This is a genomic window from Bdellovibrio sp. (genome assembly GCF_036384735.1).
Lineage (GTDB): Bacteria > Bdellovibrionota > Bdellovibrionia > Bdellovibrionales > Bdellovibrionaceae > Bdellovibrio.
Genome location: NZ_DASVLT010000052.1, coordinates 56111 through 78233, shown reverse-complemented (window position 1 = coordinate 78233; position 22123 = coordinate 56111). Strand labels below are relative to the sequence as shown.

Annotated in this window: 20 protein-coding genes; 12 read left to right on the top strand and 8 right to left on the bottom strand. The window is 44.8% G+C overall.

Annotated elements, in window-relative coordinates; all coding sequences use genetic code 11:
* Positions 1-6 precede the first annotated feature (6 nt).
* Positions 7-912 carry a hypothetical protein gene (locus tag VF412_RS16300; protein ID WP_331340326.1) on the top strand — a complete coding sequence of 302 codons (906 nt, stop codon included), beginning with the start codon at positions 7-9 and terminating at the stop codon, positions 910-912.
* 103 nt (positions 913-1015) lie between these two features.
* On the opposite strand, the gene VF412_RS16295 is transcribed toward VF412_RS16300, so the two are convergent.
* Positions 1016-1696, bottom strand: a complete 681-nt coding sequence (locus VF412_RS16295) for a hypothetical protein (protein ID WP_331340325.1) — start codon at positions 1694-1696, stop codon at positions 1016-1018.
* A 12-nt stretch (positions 1697-1708) separates the two neighbouring features.
* Entirely contained in the window at positions 1709-2272 is a 564-nt protein-coding gene (locus tag VF412_RS16290; protein ID WP_331340324.1) for a hypothetical protein, read from the bottom strand.
* 145 nt (positions 2273-2417) lie between these two features.
* Between VF412_RS16290 and VF412_RS16285 the strand changes: the two genes are divergently transcribed.
* Positions 2418-3065 (top strand): HD-GYP domain-containing protein, encoded by a 648-nt coding sequence (locus tag VF412_RS16285; RefSeq protein ID WP_331340323.1) that lies wholly within the window; start codon positions 2418-2420, stop codon positions 3063-3065.
* 53 nt (positions 3066-3118) lie between these two features.
* On the opposite strand, the gene VF412_RS16280 is transcribed toward VF412_RS16285, so the two are convergent.
* Positions 3119-3922 (bottom strand): DUF1338 domain-containing protein, encoded by an 804-nt coding sequence (locus tag VF412_RS16280; RefSeq protein WP_331340322.1) that lies wholly within the window; start codon positions 3920-3922, stop codon positions 3119-3121.
* 115 nt (positions 3923-4037) lie between these two features.
* Between VF412_RS16280 and VF412_RS16275 the strand changes: the two genes are divergently transcribed.
* From VF412_RS16275 to VF412_RS16260, 4 genes are all read left to right on the top strand, one after another.
* A complete protein-coding gene (locus VF412_RS16275; RefSeq protein ID WP_331340321.1) occupies positions 4038-5054 on the top strand; it encodes a M14 family zinc carboxypeptidase in 1017 nt (338 codons plus the stop codon).
* Positions 5041-5778 (top strand): alpha/beta hydrolase, encoded by a 738-nt coding sequence (locus tag VF412_RS16270; protein WP_331340320.1) that lies wholly within the window; start codon positions 5041-5043, stop codon positions 5776-5778. Before VF412_RS16275 ends, VF412_RS16270 begins: the two co-directional genes overlap by 14 nt.
* A gap of 170 nt (positions 5779-5948) precedes the next feature.
* A complete protein-coding gene (locus tag VF412_RS16265; protein WP_331340319.1) occupies positions 5949-7385 on the top strand; it encodes a transposase in 1437 nt (478 codons plus the stop codon).
* Complete coding sequence (locus VF412_RS16260) at positions 7375-10449, top strand: hypothetical protein (RefSeq protein WP_331340318.1); 3075 nt, start codon at positions 7375-7377, stop codon at positions 10447-10449. The genes VF412_RS16265 and VF412_RS16260 overlap by 11 nt, the downstream gene beginning before the upstream one ends.
* A gap of 89 nt (positions 10450-10538) precedes the next feature.
* Here the strand turns inward: VF412_RS16260 and VF412_RS16255 are convergent, their stop codons facing one another.
* Genes VF412_RS16255 through rpmG form a run of 3 tightly spaced genes read right to left on the bottom strand, consistent with a single transcriptional unit; the run spans position 10539 to position 11902 of the window.
* A complete protein-coding gene (locus VF412_RS16255) occupies positions 10539-11201 on the bottom strand; it encodes a hypothetical protein (protein WP_331340317.1) in 663 nt (220 codons plus the stop codon).
* Positions 11183-11719, bottom strand: coding sequence for a dCTP deaminase (gene dcd / locus VF412_RS16250; RefSeq protein ID WP_331340316.1), 537 nt, complete (start codon positions 11717-11719; stop codon positions 11183-11185). The genes VF412_RS16255 and dcd overlap by 19 nt, the downstream gene beginning before the upstream one ends.
* Before the next feature lie 3 nt (positions 11720-11722).
* The gene (gene rpmG / locus VF412_RS16245) at positions 11723-11902 is read right to left on the bottom strand and encodes a 50S ribosomal protein L33 (RefSeq protein ID WP_331340315.1); all 180 of its coding nucleotides are present in this window, start codon (positions 11900-11902) and stop codon (positions 11723-11725) included.
* Between the two features lie 190 nt (positions 11903-12092).
* On the opposite strand from rpmG, the gene VF412_RS16240 reads away from it, so the two are divergent.
* A complete protein-coding gene (locus VF412_RS16240) occupies positions 12093-13019 on the top strand; it encodes a ChaN family lipoprotein (protein ID WP_331340314.1) in 927 nt (308 codons plus the stop codon).
* Positions 13020-13079: 60 nt separating this feature from the next.
* Positions 13080-13487 carry a response regulator gene (locus VF412_RS16235; protein WP_331340313.1) on the top strand — a complete coding sequence of 136 codons (408 nt, stop codon included), beginning with the start codon at positions 13080-13082 and terminating at the stop codon, positions 13485-13487.
* Positions 13488-13490: 3 nt separating this feature from the next.
* Here the strand turns inward: VF412_RS16235 and VF412_RS16230 are convergent, their stop codons facing one another.
* Positions 13491-15431 carry an ATP-binding protein gene (locus VF412_RS16230; protein WP_331340312.1) on the bottom strand — a complete coding sequence of 647 codons (1941 nt, stop codon included), beginning with the start codon at positions 15429-15431 and terminating at the stop codon, positions 13491-13493.
* A 1-nt stretch (position 15432) separates the two neighbouring features.
* A complete protein-coding gene (locus tag VF412_RS16225; protein WP_331340311.1) occupies positions 15433-17586 on the bottom strand; it encodes a FecR domain-containing protein in 2154 nt (717 codons plus the stop codon).
* A 150-nt stretch (positions 17587-17736) separates the two neighbouring features.
* Between VF412_RS16225 and VF412_RS16220 the strand changes: the two genes are divergently transcribed.
* The 4 genes from VF412_RS16220 to VF412_RS16205 all read left to right on the top strand — a co-directional run bounded on the left by VF412_RS16220 (position 17737) and on the right by VF412_RS16205 (position 22076).
* Positions 17737-19533, top strand: coding sequence for a SpoIIE family protein phosphatase (locus VF412_RS16220; protein WP_331340310.1), 1797 nt, complete (start codon positions 17737-17739; stop codon positions 19531-19533).
* Positions 19534-19566: 33 nt separating this feature from the next.
* A complete protein-coding gene (locus VF412_RS16215; RefSeq protein ID WP_331340309.1) occupies positions 19567-20040 on the top strand; it encodes a hypothetical protein in 474 nt (157 codons plus the stop codon).
* Between the two features lie 111 nt (positions 20041-20151).
* Positions 20152-20628 carry a response regulator gene (locus VF412_RS16210; protein ID WP_331340308.1) on the top strand — a complete coding sequence of 159 codons (477 nt, stop codon included), beginning with the start codon at positions 20152-20154 and terminating at the stop codon, positions 20626-20628.
* 5 nt (positions 20629-20633) lie between these two features.
* A complete protein-coding gene (locus VF412_RS16205; protein ID WP_331340307.1) occupies positions 20634-22076 on the top strand; it encodes a response regulator in 1443 nt (480 codons plus the stop codon).
* Positions 22077-22123: the final 47 nt, after the last annotated feature.

Sequence of the window (22123 nt, the reverse complement as noted above, 5' to 3'; positions counted from 1 at the left end):
CCACAAATGAAAAATGTTATTCGTGCTTTATTGGCGACAGCAGTTGTTACTGGATTCGCAGCCTGCGGTGGCGGCGGTGATGGAGGCGGCGGCGGTGGCGGCCAAGTTCTTTATTATCCATACGAGACTGTTTACGGCGATGTTTGTAAAACTCAAGAAGCAACTCCAGGTTGCACATTCTCGACTTCAACTGGTCAAAGAATCAAAGTGACTGCTGATCCTGACTACAACAAGTATGGCTACGGTTCAAACGATCTTTGGTATGTAAAATTCGATTCTAACGGTCAAGGCGCTGTTTACGACGATTTGGGCCACTTCCAATACTACGCAAGCGTAAGTCAATTCGCAGGTTACGTGGGCGGTACGTCTATCGGTGTTGGTACAACTGGTTTCTATTGGGAGAACGTTCAAAACGGAACTTATTGGTTAGGTAAAAACGGAGTTCTTTACTCTGCAAACACTTACCAAGGGAACTACGGTCAAGCGATCAACGAACAAGGTTCAAACTCTGCTTCTGATTCAAACTTCGCGGCTTTGAATTCTGATGCTAATAAAAAACTTGTGAAAATGGCTGCTGACAAGCTTGTTAAAGACTACGGTTTCCAACAAGACAAAGCCACTGCAGTTGCGACTGCATTGAATTCTTGGGCGGTTGCTGCTGCTGAGCGCGGTACAACTTCTGAAAAAGACATGGACAAAACTTTCAAGGCTGTATTCGGTGTTCAGTTCTCTGACGCTTTGGCAGCAGTGAAAGACCTTTCAGCTGGTGACAGCTCCGGTATGCAAGACATGACAAACCGTTCTGCGGCGGCTCTTGGTTTGAAACCATACCAAGCTCAAAAGTTCATGAAAGGTATGTACAAAAAAGCATTGGCTGGTTGGGGTTACGACGAAAGTTCATTCAACTGGTAATTGCCGACGGCTTCGTATAAGCGAAGTTTGCATAAACCTAAAAGAAAAACCCATATCTGAAATGGATGTGGGTTTTTTATTTTAAGTGTTGGCTTTTTCGAAATTAGAAGTAAGCAAAGATTCCAGCAGAGGCCGACATTCCACTGACTACAAAGTTTCCGAGGGATTGAGTGTTTTGTCTTTGATATAAATATCCCACATCAAGTCGGAAGCCATAAGGTCCACCAGTAGGGAACCACTTTACAAAAGGACCTGCGAAAAGTTCGATCAAATCATATTTATAGCTCGCTGTCGTTGAGGTCACACCGGGGTCGTATTGACCAATTTGTCCAACGGCTCCTAGGCCATAGATGAAAGGTTCACCAGGGATATTGGAAATAATATTCCAATCCGCAAAAGCTCCGCCTTTAATGGTTGTTGCTGTAACATCCGCGATATTTCCTGCATAAGATAAAACAGGGCCTAATTCAAAGTTGCCGAAGTTCCAGCCGAAGCGTCCTCTAAAATCAATCATCGTGGTGCTGACTGAGTTTGCCGCATCAGATTTTGTGTTAGTCATGGCAAAATTTAAACCGATAACGTATTTGCGATTATTCGTTTCTTGCTCGTCTCCAAATTCATCCGGCGAAATAAGATCGTAGCTGGCACCTTGACGTAAAGACGTGCTGCCAGTGATTTCAACCAGGGCTTGATTGCCTTTCACTTTGCGCACACGAATTTTCTGAGCTTGAGCCAGAGCGCAAGTGAAGGTGAGTAGAGCAGCTAGAAGCCATCCGTGCTTCATAAGATTCCTTTCCTAATGGGCAAGCAATTTACAGAAAACCAAAGATGTCGTGGAGCCTGCCGCCATCTGGCGACCAATCACGAACAAAGTCTTTTTTATTTTGTCACTGCGATACCAATAACGAATTTCCGAAGAAGGTTCAATGTAAGCCAGCTCAATATGATCGGCGCGTACAACGCCTGCCGTTCCTTTTGATCCATTTTTTTCAAGAGCACTGCGAAGATCGACTGCAGACAATCCCGAGTAAGGATCTTCTTCGTAGAAAAATCCAAACATGCCGTTGATGAAAAGTTGGTTTTTCTCATGAGCGAATGTGAAAGCGCCATAGTGGGCATAATTAGGGTCGTATATGTTATCCAGGTGAAAGCATTTCCCACTAAAACCCGAGATGTCTTTCTGCGCGAAATCAGCAAATCCTTCTCCATAAGCTTTTGCAATTGCGATCATCGGGGTAGAGCAGCCACCCCCGTCACAAAATTGACTAGGGTCTACACTCGAGCCTTGATCTGCAAATGCTGAAGAGGTGAAGGCTAATGCTAAAGTGGCAAAAGAAATCAAAAATCCTTTATGTCTCATTGTGATCCTCGCTAGACTAAAGTTTTTCAATGGGCAGGGACGCTGTCAACTTGAAGTTGTCCCGAGACGAGGCGAATGGATTGCTCACGTTTAAGTTTGTTTAGTGGGAGTCCGACAAGTGTATTAGGGAATGAAAGGGGAACTAATGTCTTCAACCTGGGGAGATATTCCTGTCTGGGCTTATGATTCAGCTCAAGCTCTAATGCAGGCATTGAAAATCGTCGATCCGGTGACGTATGCGCATTGTTGTCGCGTGGGTGAGATGTCTCGTAAGCTTGCCCGTGACTCCGGCCTTAATGAGTATGAGCAAAAACTGGCGGAATTCGCTGGCCTCTTTCATGACATCGGTAAAATGGGTGTGTCCCAGTCCATTATCGCAAAGCCGGGAAAGCTCGATGAGGCAGAATTGGCCGTGATGAAAAGCCATCCGATTTTAAGTGAAGAAATTGTTCAGCCTTTGGCGGCTCACAAGTTTTTCAGCGAGATTTTACCTGGTATTCGAGGCCATCACGAGCGCGTCGATGGAACGGGTTACCCTGATAAAAAACGGGGAGATGACATTCCACTGCTTGCTCGCATTATTCTTGTCGTAGATACATATGATGCAATGTCGCAAACTCGTGCTTATCGTAAAGGTTTACCGAACGAAGTTGTTTACGGAGAGCTCAAACGCTGTTCAGGGACACAGTTCGATTCACAGTTGGTGACGACGTTTCTACAGGCTCATCCAACCTGGGAAGACCAACCTGTGGATCAAGATACTCTTCATCACCTCATCAAAAAAGTCGCGTAAGGAAATTTTAAAAATTGAAAATAAAAAAAGGCTCCGTGACGGAGCCTTTTTTATTATTTCATTTTGTTCGTACTCTCGAAAATTTTATCTGCTGATTTAGCGACGAAACCTTGATAGAGCTTGCCGTTGCTCATTGGATAACGTTTTGCGAACTCATAGTAACAGCCCGGGATGTTGTGAGTGCCATCAGAAAATTGTACTGGAATTTCCGAGGCCATCGTCGAGCTTTGTTCAAGGTAGTCCGCTTGAGTGCCCTTCACTTCGCCACCTGAAGCATTTAGTGTTACACCTTTTGACTTCAAGAAAGCATTCAGTTCACGAATGTCTTGGAACTTTTTAAGGTGGTTGATGCTGACTGTGAAGTGATTGGGACGGAAACCATAGGCAGCCACCCATGAAGCGTACTCGCTTTCCTTTGCAAGATCAGAATACAACGAATAGGTCATCTCCCAAGGACGACCACACATTGAGAATGTTTCGCTGTCGATGACAGACTGAGGAATTTTCTCGATCAGTTTAGTCATTGTTTCTCGAACAAAGGGTGATACTTTTTCAAGCTCAAGTTCGCTAATGAAAATTTTTGGCTTTGTCTCGTCAGAGTGTTCGAAATGTTTCGCGTAAAGTTTTTTTTCTGTGAAGATGTATTCATTCGGGGCTTCAACGTAACCATATTTTTTGAATTGCTTAGCAAGTGAAGCAATACCTAGACGTGGATGGTTGAATGTACGAAGAGCAATGTGATCATTAATAACCGTTTCGCCTTCACCGACGAAAGTATCGTAAATGCGCTTTGCCGATGGATTTAATTGGCAATAATCGACCCACATTTTGTCCAAAAGAGTATCAAGACTCATCATATCATTTCTCCTGTTGAAGCAAGCCTACCTTTTTGAAAGGAGGGGATCAAATGGAAGGTCTGGCTTTAAGCGTTAATGTTTGGAGCTGGAAGAAAATTCGCCAACAATGTTTTTCATGCCATCACTTCTTGAGATTGAACAAGTTGAACAACGTATTGCGAGCCTTGGCTCGGCAGTGCGCTCTGAAGTGTTGGCTTACAGTGAGTCCCGCGATTTGCGCTTTCCCATCTACAAACTAAGTTTTGGTACCACGGATCCGCAAGCACCAGTGCTTGGCTTTGTGGGGGGCGTTCATGGTCTTGAACGTATCGGCGCACAAGTGACCGTGGCGCTACTGAATTCATTTTCAGAGCTTGTCACGTGGGATAAAGGTTTGCAGCGAACGCTTGAACATATGCGTGTGTTTTTTATTCCCACCGTGAATCCCATCGGTATTTATAGAAAAACCCGCTCCAACCCACGAGGGGTGGATTTGATGAGAAATGCTCCAGTGGAAGCAGATCATCCGCCGCGTCTTCTGGGAGGTCATCGCTACACAAATAAAATCGCTTGGTATCGCGGAGAACTGGGTGCCCCTCTTGAATTGGAAGCAGAGGCTATGGTACGTGGCGTGGAATCTGAAATTGCAGAAAGTCGTTTGGCGATCACCGTGGATTCACACTCTGGATTTGGTCTGCAAGATCGGTTGTGGTTTCCCTATGCAAAAACGTTAAAGCCATTCCCGGAAATTGGTTTGGTTTATTCATTTAATCAGCTTTTAGAACGTACATATCCTCATCATTTTTATCGTGTGGAACCACAAGCGGGGACCTACACGACTCACGGTGATTTGTGGGATTATATTTACGAACGTCATCACGGCGTTGAACGCAACAAACCGTTTTTGCCATTGTGTTTAGAAATGGGGTCGTGGATGTGGCTTAAGAAAAATCCATGGCAAATTTTTAAAAGCGACGGAGCATTCAATCCATTAATTGGCCATCGTCATAAAAGAACTTTGCGTCGTCATAATACTTTGATGGAATTTTTAATTCGTGCTGTGAGCTCGCCAGAGGAGTGGGCGCAGCTGACTCCGCAACGTAGCGCTGAATATGAAAATAAAGCTCAGGAGTTGTGGTATGCCAAATACTAGAAGATGGATTTTACTTCGTGGTTTGGCGCGGGGGCGCGGACACTGGGGAAGCTTTGCTCAAAAAATTCGCGAGCATTTTCCCAATGATGAATTTGAATTTTTAGATCTGCCAGGAAATGGCGAGCGCTACGCGGAGACAAGTCCGTTGTCAGTGCCAGAGTATGTGCAAGATCTTCGCTCGCGTTCCGAGTTTGTTCGCAAAGGTTATAGCTTTAATATTCTTGCGATTTCTTTGGGGGCCATGGTCACGGTCGAATGGATGCGAGAGTACCCTCATGAAGTGAAGAAAGCTTTTCTGATTTGCACGAGCTCTTCGAATTTTTCTCCGTTTTATAATCGTTACGGTCTGCATAACTATTTGCCGTCGTTGAAACTTGCTATGGTGAGAGACGCGAAGAAATGGGAGCAAGGCATTTTGTCGATGGTGACCAACAATCATGAACGCCGTGAGGCTGAGCTTGCGGCGATGACAACATATTCTCATGAAAATCCGGTGCAGGTGAAAAACGTACTGCGCCAGTTGGCGGCGGCAGCTCGTTATCATTTCCCCGAACAAGCTCCTGGCGATGTTGTGATTCTTGGGAGTCATGGAGATCGCTTGGTGTCGCCGACTTGTTCCATCAAAATTGCCGAACACTGGGGCCTTCATCCGAACATGCACTCATGGGCAGGGCATGATATCCCCGTGGACGACCCGGAATGGGTCCTTGAGCACCTGCTCTAAAACGCATGCTAAATAGCAGATTTTAGTGCAGAAAGTTTTTCAAATGGGGTGACGTTTTTTTACTCTCAGGTGCGATATATTCGAACTGAGGCTGATTGGACACAGGGCTCCGTTGACTCAAGAGGCCTTTTCTTATTCTCTATCCCCTGGACTTATAGCCAGAGGATTATGTGAGGGGAAAGACATATCTTGCGGCCATGCTAGCCAGCGTGGTGCTTACACAAAAAGCGAAAGCACAAAGTACCAGCTTGAAATTACCTCAGGCTGAAGGCATCAGTGCGAGCGATCTTTCCCTGGAAAAGCCATCCAAGCCCGCGCAAGTCTATGGACAGATTCGCATGGAAAGCATGCAGTATCTGACGCCAGTTCCGGACCAACCGGGGCTGACGTATTCACAACTTCTTTCAGCTCGTCTTTCAGTTCTTAAAGAAACTCAGTATTTGAATTTCGCAGCAGACACTGCGGCGGGGACGTTCTTTAGTAAAGGACAGTCTCACATCATGGTTCACGAAGCCTATGTGGCAACGAACGGTCAGAATTTTACGGTCTCTGCAGGTCGTAAAAAGAAGGACTGGAGTGAGATGGATCACCGCTGGAATTTGGGTTTGTGGCAGCCTGTTTATGCTCTCGATGCTCTTCGTCCCGAAGAGGAAGGTCTGACGGGATTGTTTGCCGATTACAACACACAGGGGTGGGAGATCGTTGGCTTCGCAACGCCAGTGAATATTCCAAACATGGGACCTGATATCCGTGAAGACAATGGGGGGCTTGCTTCTGACAGTCGTTGGTATCGTCCCCCTTCACGCAATTATGATTTTAACAACAACATCAATACCATCTCGTACAAGCTAGATATTCCGGATCAGTTGGATCTTGTGAAAAACGGCGGGGCCGCAATGATGGGTCGAATCGGTAACAAAGAGCGCGGTCCATGGGTTGTTGTTTCTGGCGGCTATTTGCCTGTGAATGAATTGCTTTTAAAACGTGCGGCTTACAAGGCCATCTCTGCAGATAAGGTCGATGTGACTGTGACACCAGAGGTGACTTATCACACGGTGGGGTCTGTGGACGTGGGCTATACCTATGGATCGGTTAAGGCCGTGATGTCGTATCTTCAAGACGATCCCAAAACGATTCTTCCCGATAGTGACCTTTCAATTCAAAAGCTGCAACCGATTCAGGCTTATTCTACAGCTATTGATTTCTCTATGGCGAATATCTTGGTTCGTCCTATTACCGTGCAGTTTGAATATTTAAAAGTTGTGGGCGGAGGGATTCAAGACATCACCTCCAACGGTTCACCAGATTCTTTTACGATGTTTGATTCGCGTTTGAAGTTTACTGACGCTGTTCAAGTGAAATTAGAAGGACAAGTGGCGACGTTCTTCAATCGTCCATTTGTGACTCGCTTTAAATATCTATACGATTATGATCAAAAAGGTTCTCTGCTCAACACCGAGTTCCTCTATTACCCAAGTCAAAAATGGGCCGTTTTGGTTGGTGGAGACGTTCTTGGGGTTGAGGATGAAAACTACGATACATCGGGTTTTTTGAATGAATTCCGTGCCAACGACCGTTTTTACGGAGGCGTGACATATGTTTTCTAAATTCAAAGTCAAAAGTATCACGCTTTTGGGATTGTCAGCGATGCTTCTTGCGGCCTGCGATGCCCGCGTCGGAGAGCAACCTCCTCCAACGGCAGCTTATGAATTTTCGGGAACCCAGTGTTTGTCTGGTGCTTCTCCGACAGTTAAGCAATACGTGTTAGGTGATGCCAAAGAGGCTGACGTAAATGCATTGTGGGATTGCGTAGGAACCGCAGTTGCCCAGTTTAAAAAATATGTTCGTGGTAAAACGGCAGACCGTTATACATCTCAAGAGATTGCGACTTTCCTAGAGGCAAATTTCTTTGATAAGACTAAAAAGACAAAAATCTCTCCGGAACTTCAATTAGAGTTCATGAAGATTAAGCAGCTTCTTGTCGGTGGCGGTCGCGATTATATTACTCGTTCAGAACTAGATACAGCTGCAGAAACATTCGAAGTGTTTCGCAAGGTCACCGTAGGGTTGAATCCTTACATGAAAGTGCTTGCGATGAATTGGTCTGTTAGCAAAGTAAACAATATCCAAACGGATATGAACTATTTTGAAGATGCCAATGGTGCAGTTCAAGTTGCCGGTAAGACATTGGCCGACTTGTTTGAAAAAAACGGGCAGACTTACGAGCTTTCTGATTTTGTCAGCTTGATGAAGGAACTATCGAAGTTTTTTGAAGAAGACTGGGCGTTCACTCACACTCTGGAAAAGTACATGCCTGCGGTTAAGAAGGTCAAAAAGGCCTTAGCCGGTGGCAACGAGGACTCTGTGGCACCCACAGAGTGGCGCCGTTTTGCGTTGTTAGGCTCTCGCGGATATATTCAATATCTTCGCTATTACTATTTTATTAAATCCACAGATGATTCGGGTTCGGGTTATCGCTTGGCTTATGTGTCTCGTACTGTAGAAGATCTTTTATCGGTCTTTCAAGATTTGACGGCACAAAAACCTGAAGGCATTGTTTCCCGCGCCGAGGTGACTGATTTACTTTTGACATTATCTAAGATCTGGCCGGACTTTAAAATCTCAGACGGTTTGGTCTTTGAGGCGATGAAGGTTAAAAAGTTATTGTTTGGAGGAAGCACTGATTCCTTTACAACAGCTGACTTCAATACGGCCCGTTTAAAAGTCAGTCGTCTGAAGACATTAGTTGAACGCTTTATGCCTTATTGGCCGATCTATGGTGGTGATTGGGACAAGAGTCTCTACAGCTCCGATGATGCGCAAAAAATGTTCATGGATTCCCAGTTTATTTTGGAAGCCACAGGGCGTGAATTGGGTGTTTTGGTTGAGGGCTCTTACGACCTTCAAGATGCCGTAGGTCTGGCGAAAGAATTTGAAGCTCTCTATCCGCCGAAGGATCAAGATAGTTCGATCACTAAGATGGTCGAGAAGTATTTGCCGACGGTGATCGATGCGAAAAAGATTATCTTGGGTGGTACGGATTCTGTTTTGAATAAAGGCCACTGGAGTATCGTTTTGAGTTTCGGGGCGCGTTTCTATACAGACTATATGTACTACAGCTACTTCTTGAAAAATGAGAAGTGGAATAAACCTGAGCCCGTCGGTTATTTGTCGGTGATGGCTAACCAAACTTTGAACATCGCCCATGATCTTTTGCAGATCAAAGACGGCAATAAGATCACTCGTACAGAGCTTTCTGCCGTAGCGAAGGATTTGATTGATATCGATCTTTTGCCAAGTGGTATCGATCAAGATGCTGCGGATCAGTTGGTTAAAGTTGTTGTAAACAATGTTTTAATTGCGCCCGAGCATCGTATTGCCGGGGTAGTTCCGAATGCCCTGAACTTTGAATCAATCGAGATTTTGCGCAAGGAATTGCAAGTTTGGCTGGATACGCAGCTCTTTATCGCGAATCTTTCTGTCAATTGGAAGCCGACAGATGGAATTTCGGGCTCTGATTTGCTTGCGGTGATAAACAAAGGTGTGAAGACTTTAGGTATCACAGTTCATCTGGCTGACGGCTTGAAGGAACTGGCGTTATCGGTGGATACACCTTCGCCAGCCGTGGTTGATAGCGCGGGTCGTTTGTACATCTCGAACAAACTGAATCCTTTGTATAACCAAAAAAGTTTGCAGCAACTGAATATTGATCGTGCGATTTCTCGCTTGGCCATTCGTTCATTTGTGACAGACATGGATCGCATTAATACTTATAAAGGGGCGAGTCAGGCAGAAGTTGAAAGTGCCTTTAATGAGCTTCGTGTGATCTTTGTGCAAATGGGACTTTTGGATAAGAATAATTTGACGTTTGGATCTTCTCGCTTCCGTGATGCAAACTTATTTACGGCTCATGCGAACGGCGATCAATGGGCCTCCTACCAGGAAATCACAGATTTGATTGGAATGATCTGGTCTGGATTAAATATCAATAGCGATTTGAAAAAGGACCTATTGAAGGACTGTCTTGGCAATGCCGCCGATGCGACAAATGCCACGCTTGTAAAAGTTGATTGTGCGAGGTCTTCGTACAAAAGATCCATGGCTAAATACATGGTGGCGACGCCAGACTTTTTAAAGTACATGAAAACAGCGAACGCCAGTGGTGATTTGGATGGTTACATCACAAACGCCTTTAAAGCTGCGGGCTATGTCCCGAACTCTAAAAAAATGGCGAAACTGGGTGATATTACCTTGGCTCCGCATGTTGTTCAGTATGTTGAGATGTTGTTTGCCCGTTATGATAAAAATAAAGACGGCTACATTTCAACATACGAAGCTTTGAAAGCATTCCCACTGTTCAAAGGGTTGTTGATGCAGTTTGCGGCAGACCAAATTAAGAGTGGATCTATCAGTGAGGACGATTTGCCGTCGATCTTCTGCTTTATGCTTCACTACGGAAAACCGCCAGAAACGCTCAAAGAAAAAATTGTCTACTTCTTCAGGTGGAAAGGGAAGTCTGCTGATAAGATGGATGTGTGGGCTGATCGTACGGCCTTAGCGCAGATCCTTGGTTACGTTGCGGATAAAACAGCTGCACAGCCAACAGCGGAAGTTCCAAATATCGATCAAGATCTTCCACCTCCAGTGACATCAAATGATTCCAGCCCATAATGGGTTGGGATCTTCAGAATTAAAATTAAACTTTAAGCCATTGTTGGAAGGCGTTCGAACTCGTTCCTGCTATTTGGATTATGAAAGCTTTATTCAGCGACTTGGGCTGCACCCAGTTGAGCCGCTGTCACAGTGGCGCCATTGATGTTCAGGCCGTAGTAAACTCCGGCGCCGGCACTTGCGGGATAAGTTCCAGTGTAATCACTTGAAACATCGGTATCGATATCAGCATTGGCTGCCGTATAGACTGTTGTAGCGTCACGACGCCAAATCAAAACATGGGCACGACTTGAAGAGATATTGTGAACGTCGATGATCACATCGAGCGCTGTAGGGACATAGAAAGATAAATTCGAGGCATTTAAAGTGACTGCCGAGTTGCCATTCACGGCGATAGAACCAACGACGTTTGCTCCAGAGCGAGTGAATGTGATGGCCACCCCTCCCGAAGAAGATGTCATCGCCATATTGCTAGAGTTCATGATGACAGTCACTGAATTACCTGTGCTATCTAACGACGCCTTCAACGCAAAGGAATTGTTCGTGTAAATGCCGCCTAGAACATTGGTAAAACGAACGGCTCCAGTTCCAGCAAGTGTATTTGAATCTGATTGAGAGAAAGATCCCGAGTTGACTAGGTAGGGATCAAGGCCCGTAATGTCATCTGTGGTTCCTGGCGAGCAGGAGACCGCAGAAAATGCGAATGTCGCGAAAATCGTTAATTTAAGAAATCTTAGAATGAATTTTTCCACATCATTGATTCCACTGGGAGCGGCTTTTTATCGTTGTACTTCGCAGAAGGTTTAACATTGTAAGGTGTTAAGATGCTTCCTTTAACTTCAAAGTAAATCAACTGACCGATTGGCATTCCAGTGTAAACGCGGACGGGTTGTTTAACAGAAATTTCAAGAGTCCAATAGTTGCAGAAACCCACATCGCCTTTACCAGCTGTAGCATGGATATCAATGCCAAGGCGACCGACGCTTGATTTGCCTTCTAAGAATGGAACGTGCTTCAGAGTCTCTGTGTACTCTGAAGTTACGCCCAAATAGAGGGTGTCTGGCATTAAGACGAATCCCTCTTCAGGAATTTCGAACGTGCGAATTGTGTTATGCTTCTTTGCGTCCAGCACTTTGTCTTCATAGACTGCAAGTATTTTACCTAAGTGAACGTCGTAAGAGTTCGTTCCTAGGCACTCTCTGCGGAAAGGCTCTACTTTAATGGAGCCTTCTTCCATGAATTCAAGAATCTGCTGATCCGTAAGAATCATAGACTACTTAGTTTCGCGGTGGATTGTGTGGCGCTTAAGATTTGGATTGTACTTCTTTTTCTCAAGACGGCCTGGAGTCTTAGTTTTGTTTTTCGTTGTAGTGTAACGAGAAACCGGTTTGCCTTCGGCGCGAGCTTCAGTGCACTCGAGAGTGATGATGATTCTTCCTGATTTTTTAGCCATTGTATGCCCCTGTCTAACACCCTGATTTCTCAGAGCCTAAATTCCTAAATTCATTGAAATAATATCGCCATGCGTAATACGGAAAAAATGACAATACCTTTTCAAAGGGGCTCAAGGTATCAAAGGAAAAACGAAACTTCAACAGACAATTTCAAGTTTCGGGGATTCTCCCTTTCCTTCTGGAGGAATAATGAGAGCACTTAAGAAGTCTGCCGGACTTTCCATCGCTTTTATCCTACTTTCAGCCTGCGCATACGCTCAAGTTCAGAGAGACGTGGCTCAAAATGCTCAAACGACGGGCATTTTGCGTGGAAGTGATCTTCAACCAATCTCTTTAGAGGAATCTTTGAATTCTGTGTCGCCGGGCTCCATTGTTGTGATTGGCGAGAACCATGGGCTTCAAGTTCATCAAGACCAGCAAGTCTCTATCATGCAGGCATTGCGCAATAAGGGTTTGACGGTTTCTGTGGGACTGGAATTTTTTACATATACGGATCAGCCTCTCGTAAATCAATACCGCGCGGGGCAGTTGGCTGAAGCGGACTTCCTTAAAAAGATCCAATGGGGTCTTCCATCTTACGACTTTTATCGTAAGCAAGCCTTGTTTCCAAATCTTTCTGAAGGGGCCGAGACGATTGCTTTGAATGCGCCAAGAACCTTGACGGGGAAAGTGGCGAAGTCGGGGCTTGAGTCTTTGACGGATGAAGAGAAGGCGTTGTTGCCTCCGCAGTTTTCATTAGGCCGTGATTCTTATAAGAAACGTTTCTTGGAATCGATGGGGCATCACTTACCTTCGCCTGATATGGGCGACCGCTATTTTGTGGCTCAGTCTATTTGGGATGATACGATGGCTTGGAATGCCGGTAATTTTATTACAAGTCATCCCAATCAAGTTCTTGTGATCGTGGTGGGTGAGTTCCATGTTCAGTACGGCGGTGGTTTGCCGGATCGTATTCGTGCCAGGGTGCCGGCGGGGACTCCCGTTTTAACGTTCTCGCAAGTGGATACGTCTGGTTTAACGGATGAGGACATCCATAGCGAGATTGATCCTACAGGCGAATATGGAAGCCGTGCGAATTATCTGTGGCTGGCTCCCGCTCAAAGTCCAGGCCAATAAAGAACCTTTGAGATTCTTGGGCGTTTTTTTAGAATAGGGGAACAACAGGAGTAACTCGGTATGTTCCCTTCAGAAACCAAAATCCTTGTCATCGATGATATGCCTTCTATCCGTGATCTTGTGAAGAACACCTTAAAGGCGATGGGTTTTAAAAACATCGTTGAAGCAGGCGATGGTGAAGAAGGTTTGAAAGTTCTTTTGCAAAACAATGTTGCGGGTTCGCAAATTCAATTGGTGATTTCAGATTGGAATATGCCGAAGATGAAGGGGCTTGATCTTTTGAAACAAGTCCGTGCGACAGCAGAATGGACGAATCTTCCTTTTGTTCTTTTAACTTCTGAGTCAGAGCGCGATCAGGTGACTGAGGCAGTTCTTGCCGGTGTTTCTCAGTATATCGTGAAACCATTCTCTGCAAAAATTTTCGAAGATAAGTTGAAAGCGGCCTGGTTGAAGCACAACAAGGCGTAGTGACTACGCCGCTTTGAGTGTTCTTGATTTGTTTGGATTAAATTCAGTGATGTAAGGGACTTCAACAAACAACGAAGTCCCTTTTTTGTATGTGGAATCAACCCACACCTTGCCGCCAAGTTCTTCGGCCGCATATTTGATTGCATCCATGCCCACGCCACGACCTGAAGTTTCAGTGACTTGATCACGAGTAGAAAATTGGCTATCGAAAATATGCTGAATCACTTCATGATCGGATTCCTTGCTTGTGTCGATGCCTTTTTTGCCAAGTTTTTCACGGATCTTTTCTGGATTCACACCGGCACCGTCATCATCGACTCGTATTAGCAAACGAGAGTCCGCAATGTTGAAGCTAACTTTGATAGAACCCGCAGCAGGTTTTCCCATTGTTTCACGCTCTCCCGGCATTTCGATACCGTGATCGACCGAGTTTCTGAATGAGTGAACGAATGTGGCGAAAAGACTCGAATAAATTTCTGGCAGAACTTTAAGGTCTGCGTTTGTGAACTCGATGGGATTTAACATCTTCTCTTGGTTTTCCGCGACTCGTTGAGCGACGTCGTTGTAACCAGAGAAGAATGAGCCCACGGATTCCATTGCGAATTCATTCAAAAGAATTTGCGATGGAACTGAGCTATTCACAGCAGAGTCGATTTTTTCCAAGGCACTTTGGAATTTGCTTACCGGAATTTCAATTTGGCGCTCTGAAGAAAGGGCAGAGCCGCCCAAAACCTCTTCGCTTTTTGCGATGAATTTCTGGAAGGTTTCAGCGACATGCACACTTTCAGCTTGGATCGCGGCATAGCTTTCGGCCGAAGAGGCCTCTTTGAAATTTGCAAGCAAAGTTTCAGATGTGTGACAGTGCTCAGCCATGTCTTGGATCGAGAACAATGCCGCGCCACCTTTTAATGTGTGCAACTGTCTGAATAAGAATTCCGTGTCGGCTTGGTCCCATGAGGCTTTCAAACCGCTTTGCAAGTCGGAAAGCAGGGTTTGAGATTCACGAATGAAACGACCGATTTCCTTTTTGTTTTGTACAAGGTTGATGATGAGTTTTGCATACTCACGATCGCGTTCCGCTTGTTTCTTGGCTTCAACCAGTGATGTTATATCAGATGCCACAACCACCACGCCATCCATTGTGCCTTCGGCGGAACGAAGCGGGAAGTATTCAAGGGCGATATTGCGACCTTCACTGTGCGGATAGGACTCTGGACCGAGCGGAGCCAAGTCTTCAAATGGAAGCATTTCCATAAAAAGAGTTTGCATCCACTTTTGGAAACCATCGACTTTCTTTTCTGGAAGTTTCAAAACCTCCCAGATGTTTTGTCCCTGAGGACGACACTCGATTGTTGTTTCGCAGGCTTTTGATGAAACCGGCAAAACTTTTCCTTCTGAATTGAAGATAAAGAAACCTTGGTGAAGACTGTCGAGCAGGGCCGTCATCATTTGATTCATGCGTTGAATCTCGGCCGTGCGTTCCGCTACCATTTTTTCGAGGTTTTTACTGTAGTTTTCCAATTGAGCCTTGGCGTCTTCAAGGTCCTTGATGACGTCCTCTTTTTGCTCGAGTTCCGCACGATATTTCTTTTGAAGGCGTTCTTCCAAAGTTACGTCGCGGACGAAAACAATCCAGTTTTTATCTCCCATGGAATCGAAGATCGGTTGCAAAGTGATTTGCACTTTACCTTCGCCGCCCTGGGAAGTTTTAAAAGTGACTTCTTTATATGGAGTTGGATCCGTGACGCTGATCAGGTCGTTTAATCCATCCAACGGTTCGCTGAACTCGAAAAGTTCGAGAAACTTCATTCCCTTTGTGATTTTACGGATCGACAAATCACAGACAACGGCTGCTGTTTCGTTGCAATAGACGACTTTTTGTTCTGCATTCAGAACGAAGACGGGTTCAAGCAGGGTGTCGAAGAGGGAATACTGAATCTTCATTTTAGAATGTCTCGCTCTTCTGATGATAAACTGTGAATTCGCGTCTTTCAGTCCACTCGGACATTTCGCTCTCGTCTTTTGTTTGAGCGCGAACACGCCAATACAATTTACCAAGTGGAACTCTGTCTTTGATAAGGAAGCGGTTGCCAGTCACTGCTGAAGTCATCAATACGCGAGAGAAATCTTCTTTATCAGAGATTTCGATTTTATAAATCTCTGCGCCTTGCACTTTCTTCCACTCGACCCAAATGGATGGTTCTGTGGTCTTTTGCAAAAAGATAGAAACGTTGTTGTACGGCTCAAGAGGCAGAGGTGTTAAAAGAGGAGAATGGAATGTATACTTTAATCCCTCGACGTTCGAAAAATCACTTAGAGGTTTGTTGCGCTCATCCAACGCTTGCACGCGAACTTTGTATTCGCCTGGATTTGGAATTGTCAAACGACCCGAAGCAGATTTGAACTCGTACTGTTGTGGAGTCGCGAACGAATCTGATTTGTCTAGTTGAACCAAATATGATTTTGCGTCTGGAACTTCGGACCAATAGACATTGGCTTCACGCGGAGTTGCAGTCTCGCCAATTCCATAGATTGGTTTTAAGGGCTGGAGTGTCGGAGCATTCAATTCTACATTGATAGAACCGATAGCACTTGGCTCACTCAATTCGCCATTTTCGCCTTTAGCAAAAACGCGGTAGTAAGAGTGGCCACCTCTAAACTGACTCCACAATGCTTTTGTGTTTTGAACATCGTATGTTTCAACTTTCGAGAAGTTGATGTCCTTAGAAACTTGAACTTTATAACCTTGTGATTGAACCACAGGTTTCCACTCCATTTTCGGAGCTTGTTCTGCCGCTGGATTGCGATCTTTGCCCGATGGCACTTTAAACTGAATACGTTTTGCCACAAGAACGGGAGCTTCTAGTGCAGGAGCTTGCTTCGCTACCAATTTGATTGTGAACGGAATTGCCTCTGACCACGCAGAGTTTTCCTTGTTCGCAGTTTGTCCAATCACGCGCACCCAGTAAGTTCCATTTGGCAAGCGGGGAGTCAAAGCACTCAAGTTTGTTGTCTTGTCTTGCTTCAAAACTTGGGTGAACGAAGAGTCTTGAGCGATTTCATAGATGAAATTCTTCAGTTGAGCAGGTGCTTGCCATTTGATTTCTGTTGTTGTGACAAGCTCGGCTTCTGATTTGACCTTCATTTCGAGGCTGATTTCTGAAGCTTTGGCTGGGGATACAACCACAGGAGGGCCTAAATGACTGATCGACATTTTTCTAGGAATAGATGTCGCTGCCAATTCACCGCCGCGGTCATAAGCTTTAACGCGCCAGTAGTAATCACCGGGCTCTAAAGGATCAGTGACTTCGACTTTCTTTTCAGAAGAAAGCTTAGTCACGGCTGTTGTGCCAAAGTCTTGAGTCGGTGCGATCTCGAATTCATAGCGAGCGACGTCACCTTTGCTATCCCATTGGAAATTCATTGGCTGTTCCGGATTGATTCTCATCCAGGACAGGAAGGTGTCTGCCGTATAAACTTCGATCTTTGTTCTTTCGACCTGTTTAACTTCGCCCTTTTGAGTGACAGCGACGACAGTATCTTTTGTAAGCTCTGTTTTAGCTGCTTTTCTGGAATCCGTAACACGAGCCTTACCGGAAAGAAGTTTTAAGTCCACAGTTCCGGTGTGGGCTTTTTTGAAATTGATTTTGGCTTTTTCAGAACCTTCAAGTTTGAACTCTTCGGTTCCTGATTTGACGACAAGGGAAGAGCCCTGAGCGATTTCACCAGTCAAATTACCATAGCGAAGGTCCAGGTTCATCTGGCCATTTTTCATATTCAAAGTGATGAGCGAGTTCGGTGCGATATGAATTTGTGTCCCGTCGGCCAATTTGATAACAGCTTCTGAACCGTCGCCGGTGAAGATCGAGTCGTTTTGATAGATGGCGTCCTTGCGAGTCGCTGGTAACCAACTGAATGTATCCAAATTTTTTCTTCTTACGTCATTTTGTGAAGTAGCCACGTCACCGATAAGTTCCAATTTATCATTGTGTGATTTAGGGAATAGCAAAGAGTCGTCGTACAAGAAGTACGAGAATGCCAGCAGCACCAGCATCGCGACGGAAAAGATGATTCTCTCGGTTTTTCCTAAACGTGACATAACACCTCTACTGAACACTCATCGGCAAGAAAGTTCAGAAGATTTACGGACTTAGGCCCAACAAAATTAGAATTTCTTTTCGCTTTTCTTGTAAAAGGGCATACTGAGCAGGTGAAAAAACGTGGCATATCAATAAGATACAAAATCCTTTTGTTGTTAACCTCGATCCCATTAATTACGTTAACGGTGTACCTGCTACTGGCGTTGCGCATTTTTGAAGAGGACAAAATTGCTTACGTTTTTGATGCTTCAAGCACGATGTCAGGAACAATGGCGGCTCAAATTAAGACACAGCTCAATGGTGTATTGAGTACGACAAAGCCGATCTTTCAGGAATACCTTCTTCATCAAAAATTCACCTCCGTTGCTGAATCGATTTTCCAAAATGAATTCAACCTTGAAAACGTGGGCGTGTTCATTCCGCAAAATGGAGGCTATCAGAAAGCGGCTGAGCTTGAAAAAGTTCAGGGTTCGACAGCGGGGCCGGTGACAGCACTAGGTCCTCAGTTCCAAGGATTCTTGCGTGATGCAGATGCCAATGGGCGTGTGATGAGAGTTCCTTACCACGATGACCGTGTTTTCATTTTCGAAAAAGTAAGTAACGAAAATAAAACACGCAACACCATTTTCTTTATTGTTGTGAAAATGAGCGAGGCCTCTGAGATGTTTCGTGCGGCGACTTCGCAGAAGTTGTACTTGATTTCAGGTGACGGAACGGTTTTGTTTGGTCCAGAGAATATGCCAGGTCAACGCCTGCAAACAATCGTGACGCCGGCATTCTTGGGACAACAAACGGGCAATCAAGTGGCTCAAGGTGCTGAAACTGTAAAAGGGGCTGATGGCACAGATTTGTTAGTGTCGTTTTCTAAAGCAGGATTTGGTGATTTGACTGTTGTAACAACAGTTGAAAAATCAAAAGCTTTAAGTGCAGTTCAAATCTTGATTCGCAAATCTTTGATCTTTTTCGGTATCTTGATTTCCATCACGGTGATTATCAGTCTTTTCGCATCAAGTGGCTTGACTCATGCACTGACAGAACTTTTTGCTGCTACGAAAAAAGTTTCTGAAGGCAACTTCGACATTCGCGTGAAAGTGGATTCAACAGATGAAGTTGGAAGCTTGGCTGACAATTTCAATATCATGGCAGCAGAGGTTTCTCGTTTGATGGAGCAAACCGCTGAAAAAGCCCGTATGGAATCCGAGCTTCAGACAGCGAAGACGGTGCAAGAGACTTTGTTCCCCGAGACTCGTGCGAAGATTGGTCCGTTGGAAATCGCTGGCTACTACGAGCCTGCTTCTGAGTGCGGCGGCGACTGGTGGCATTACTGTCAAGTTGGGAATAAAATCTTCTTGTGGATTGGGGATGCAACAGGGCACGGAGCTCCGGCGGCATTGATCACAAGTGCGGCGAAATCAGCTTCGACGATTATCGAGAAATTGAACATCTCTCCGGCACAAGCTTTGGAACTTTTGAATCGCTCTATTTACGACGTTTCAAAGGGTCGCATTATGATGACCTTCTTCTTGGCATCTTTTGATTTGCAAACAGGTGAGTTGGTTTATTGTAATGCTTCTCACGAAGCGCCCTTCTTGATGAAAAAAAGCGACGGACCACTTAAGAAAAAAGATCTTATTCCTTTGAATGAAGTGAATAATCCCAGGTTGGGACAATCTCGCGAGTCCAAGTATGAGGAAACGAGTATCAAGCTAGATGCAGGCGATGCTGTTTTCTTCTATACTGACGGCATCCCTGACATCCAAAATCCAGGCAAAGAAGCTTGGGGAGAAAGGGAATTCATTAAAGCCCTGATCGCTGCAAATAAGGATTATCCAAGCGTCGCGGACTCTGTCGATACATTCGTAGGTAGCTTTCAGGCTCATCGTCAAGGAGCGCCTTTGATCGATGACGTGACCTTTTTTGTAGTAAAAAATGATGGTGTTATTTAAAGTTTATTAGTTCTGTATTTTTAGGAGATTTGCATGGGTAAACTTGACGTTAAGATGAATAAAGCAGCGGATAAATTGACTGTTCAAATGGCTGGCACCATTGACGAAGACGTGGATTTTTCTCAGTTCAATTTACAAGGAAATCCCGCAGTTGAAGTTGAGTTATCGAATATTAAGAGCATCAACTCTTGCGGTATTCGCGAGTGGATCAAGTGGATAGGTACTGCGGGTGCAGCTCCGGTTACTTTCAGCAATTGCCCCAAGGTGATTGTCGATCAAATCAACATGGTTGATGGTTTCTTGCCGGCGACAGGTAAAGTGGCTTCGTTCTTTGTTCCGTACTACAACGATGATGCGGGTTCTGAAAAGAATGTCTTGTTCCGTTATGGGACAGAGTTTTCAGATTCGGGTGTGACTCCTCCGGCGGCCGTTAAGGACGACGAAGGAAATGATATGGAAATGGATGTTATCGAATCTAAATACTTTAAGTTTATAAATAAGAAGTAACTGTAATTCCATCAAGACATAGGTCTAGTTTTTCAAGGGCGGGTCCAGTGAATGGCCCGCTTTCTTCGTTTTGTCCTTTATATATGCTTCGGGAAATCCGAAAAGAATCACGTGGATAGTAACAAATCGAAGATTTTAATTTTGGAAGACGATGAAACCGTCGGTTCGGCACTGAAGGAAGTTTTCAGCCGTGACGGTCATGAAGTCTTTTTGGCGTCACGACCTGATGATGCCACAACTGTTATTTCCTCCACACAATTGGATTTTTTATTCTGTGACTGTCTTTTACCGCAAATGACCGGCTTGGATTTTATCCAACGCACGCGTCAGGCCTATCCACAAAATCGTTTCAAAGTCATTTTGATGAGCGGTATCTACACGGATAAGCAATTTATCCAAGAGGCGAGTCAGAAAACAAATGCCGTTGCTTTCTTGCGGAAGCCATTTGAGATGACCGATGTTTTGAAGCTGGTCAAAAAAGAGGAAGCTCCCAAAAAAGAAGAAGCCAGCGCGCGTAAACTTTTATACCAGATGTTTGATAATCCGAAAGTGACGAATCGCCAAAAGCGTAAGTCATCGAGTCGGTAGAGGAAGTGAGCGGCTTCGACTTACCGTTCTTGTACTCTTTGCTAGTGGAAACAAAGAGCAGTGGCTATTTAAATATCTATAATGCTGACGGTTCTGTTTCGGGGATTTCTTTCTGCAATGGCAATATCGTCGGAGTGGACGTTGATGATAAAACGACGTTCTTAGGTGAGATGTTGATTCAAAGTGGTTATGCGACTCCGGCGGACGTGCAGGCGGCTTTGCGTGACAAGAACAATCGCCGCATTGGCAACTTCCTGATCCAAAACAATCAACTAAGTCCTCATGCCTTTGACTTAATTTTGATGGAGCAAATGAACATTCGCTTGGTGCGCACCATTGTGGATCAAAAAATCCGCGTGAACTTTGCCTCGGCAGAAGTAGATATGACAAATCCAAGTATTGATGCGGATACCTTGGCGTTCTATCTACATGACTGGATTGCTTCGAAAATTACAGTGAATTGGTTGAAGTCTCTTTACATGATGTGGGCAGGGAATGTGATTGTGAAAAGTCCTACTTTCCGCGATGATCATCCTGCATTGCAAATGTCTTTGATTAAATCTTTGGACGGCCTTGTGGGGCGTTTGAACAATCAAGTGACGTTGAATCAGCTATTAGATGTAAAAGGTTACAACGAGCTTGCTGTATATAAAGCCATTCACTTCCTGCTTACAAAAGGTTTGGTGGTGTTTGCTCAGAAATCGGCGTTCAAGTCTCCACAAGAGCAATTGAATGCGTTGAAGAAAATCTGGGCGGACTTGGATGGTAAAACAGGTTTCCAAGTCGTGGCATATCTAGATAATAGTGGCGTGGGATCTCAAGGCGATATGCTACAAGAGTTTCTGACTGTTATTGGCGATGAGCCTGCCGATCCAACATCGGAAGTGCATGTATTGTGGAGCAAGGTTAAAAAACTTGTTGGTGAAGCCACATCCGTGGCTCAAGATACAAATCAAATCGATCAAATGCGCCAAGCCAATCAACGTACAGAGGCCGAAGCAAGGCTTCGCGCAGGTTCTTTGATGGAAGAGGTGAAGAAGTCACTGCAACTGAATCAATTTGCAAAGGCTCTCGAGACATTGAATGAAATTACAAAATTGAGTCCGCAGATTCATCAGATCCATATCTATAATTCATGGGCTAAACTGGGGGCGCCGGTCGATCCGGCTCGTAAGATGGCCATGTTGAAGGAAGTAGAGCTAGAGCTTCTGCAAGTTCCACCAGACGAACGTTACGATGCTTTGTTCCCATTCGTGATTGGTTTATTTAATAAAGCCAAGGGCGATGTCGTGGGAGCTCGTAAATCTCTCGAGAAGAGTGTGGCTATGGATTCATCGTTCATCCCGGCTCGTCGAGAATTGTCGATGTTGAGTGCGCAAACAAAGAAACAAGACGTCTTCAATATGGATTTGAAGGAAATGGTTTCAGGGTTCTTTAAGAAGAAATAATTAAAAGGATAAACAAAAAAAGAGAGTCTAATGACTCTCTTTTTTTG

What these genes read in the sequence shown, in the direction of transcription:
- VF412_RS16275 (WP_331340321.1), top strand. Translation starts at nt 4,038, where the DNA reads ATGCCATCACTTCTTGAGATTGAACAAGTTGAACAACGTATTGCGAGC.
- VF412_RS16260 (WP_331340318.1), top strand. Translation starts at nt 7,375, where the DNA reads ATGTTTTCTAAATTCAAAGTCAAAAGTATCACGCTTTTGGGATTGTCA.
- dcd (WP_331340316.1), bottom strand. Translation starts at nt 11,719, where the DNA reads ATGATTCTTACGGATCAGCAGATTCTTGAATTCATGGAAGAAGGCTCC.
- VF412_RS16285 (WP_331340323.1), top strand. Translation starts at nt 2,418, where the DNA reads ATGTCTTCAACCTGGGGAGATATTCCTGTCTGGGCTTATGATTCAGCT.
- VF412_RS16215 (WP_331340309.1), top strand. Translation starts at nt 19,567, where the DNA reads ATGGGTAAACTTGACGTTAAGATGAATAAAGCAGCGGATAAATTGACT.
- VF412_RS16290 (WP_331340324.1), bottom strand. Translation starts at nt 2,272, where the DNA reads ATGAGACATAAAGGATTTTTGATTTCTTTTGCCACTTTAGCATTAGCC.
- VF412_RS16300 (WP_331340326.1), top strand. Translation starts at nt 7, where the DNA reads ATGAAAAATGTTATTCGTGCTTTATTGGCGACAGCAGTTGTTACTGGA.
- VF412_RS16280 (WP_331340322.1), bottom strand. Translation starts at nt 3,922, where the DNA reads ATGATGAGTCTTGATACTCTTTTGGACAAAATGTGGGTCGATTATTGC.
- rpmG (WP_331340315.1), bottom strand. Translation starts at nt 11,902, where the DNA reads ATGGCTAAAAAATCAGGAAGAATCATCATCACTCTCGAGTGCACTGAA.
- VF412_RS16225 (WP_331340311.1), bottom strand. Translation starts at nt 17,586, where the DNA reads ATGTCACGTTTAGGAAAAACCGAGAGAATCATCTTTTCCGTCGCGATG.
- VF412_RS16230 (WP_331340312.1), bottom strand. Translation starts at nt 15,431, where the DNA reads ATGAAGATTCAGTATTCCCTCTTCGACACCCTGCTTGAACCCGTCTTC.
- VF412_RS16295 (WP_331340325.1), bottom strand. Translation starts at nt 1,696, where the DNA reads ATGAAGCACGGATGGCTTCTAGCTGCTCTACTCACCTTCACTTGCGCT.
- VF412_RS16235 (WP_331340313.1), top strand. Translation starts at nt 13,080, where the DNA reads ATGTTCCCTTCAGAAACCAAAATCCTTGTCATCGATGATATGCCTTCT.
- VF412_RS16270 (WP_331340320.1), top strand. Translation starts at nt 5,041, where the DNA reads ATGCCAAATACTAGAAGATGGATTTTACTTCGTGGTTTGGCGCGGGGG.
- VF412_RS16240 (WP_331340314.1), top strand. Translation starts at nt 12,093, where the DNA reads ATGAGAGCACTTAAGAAGTCTGCCGGACTTTCCATCGCTTTTATCCTA.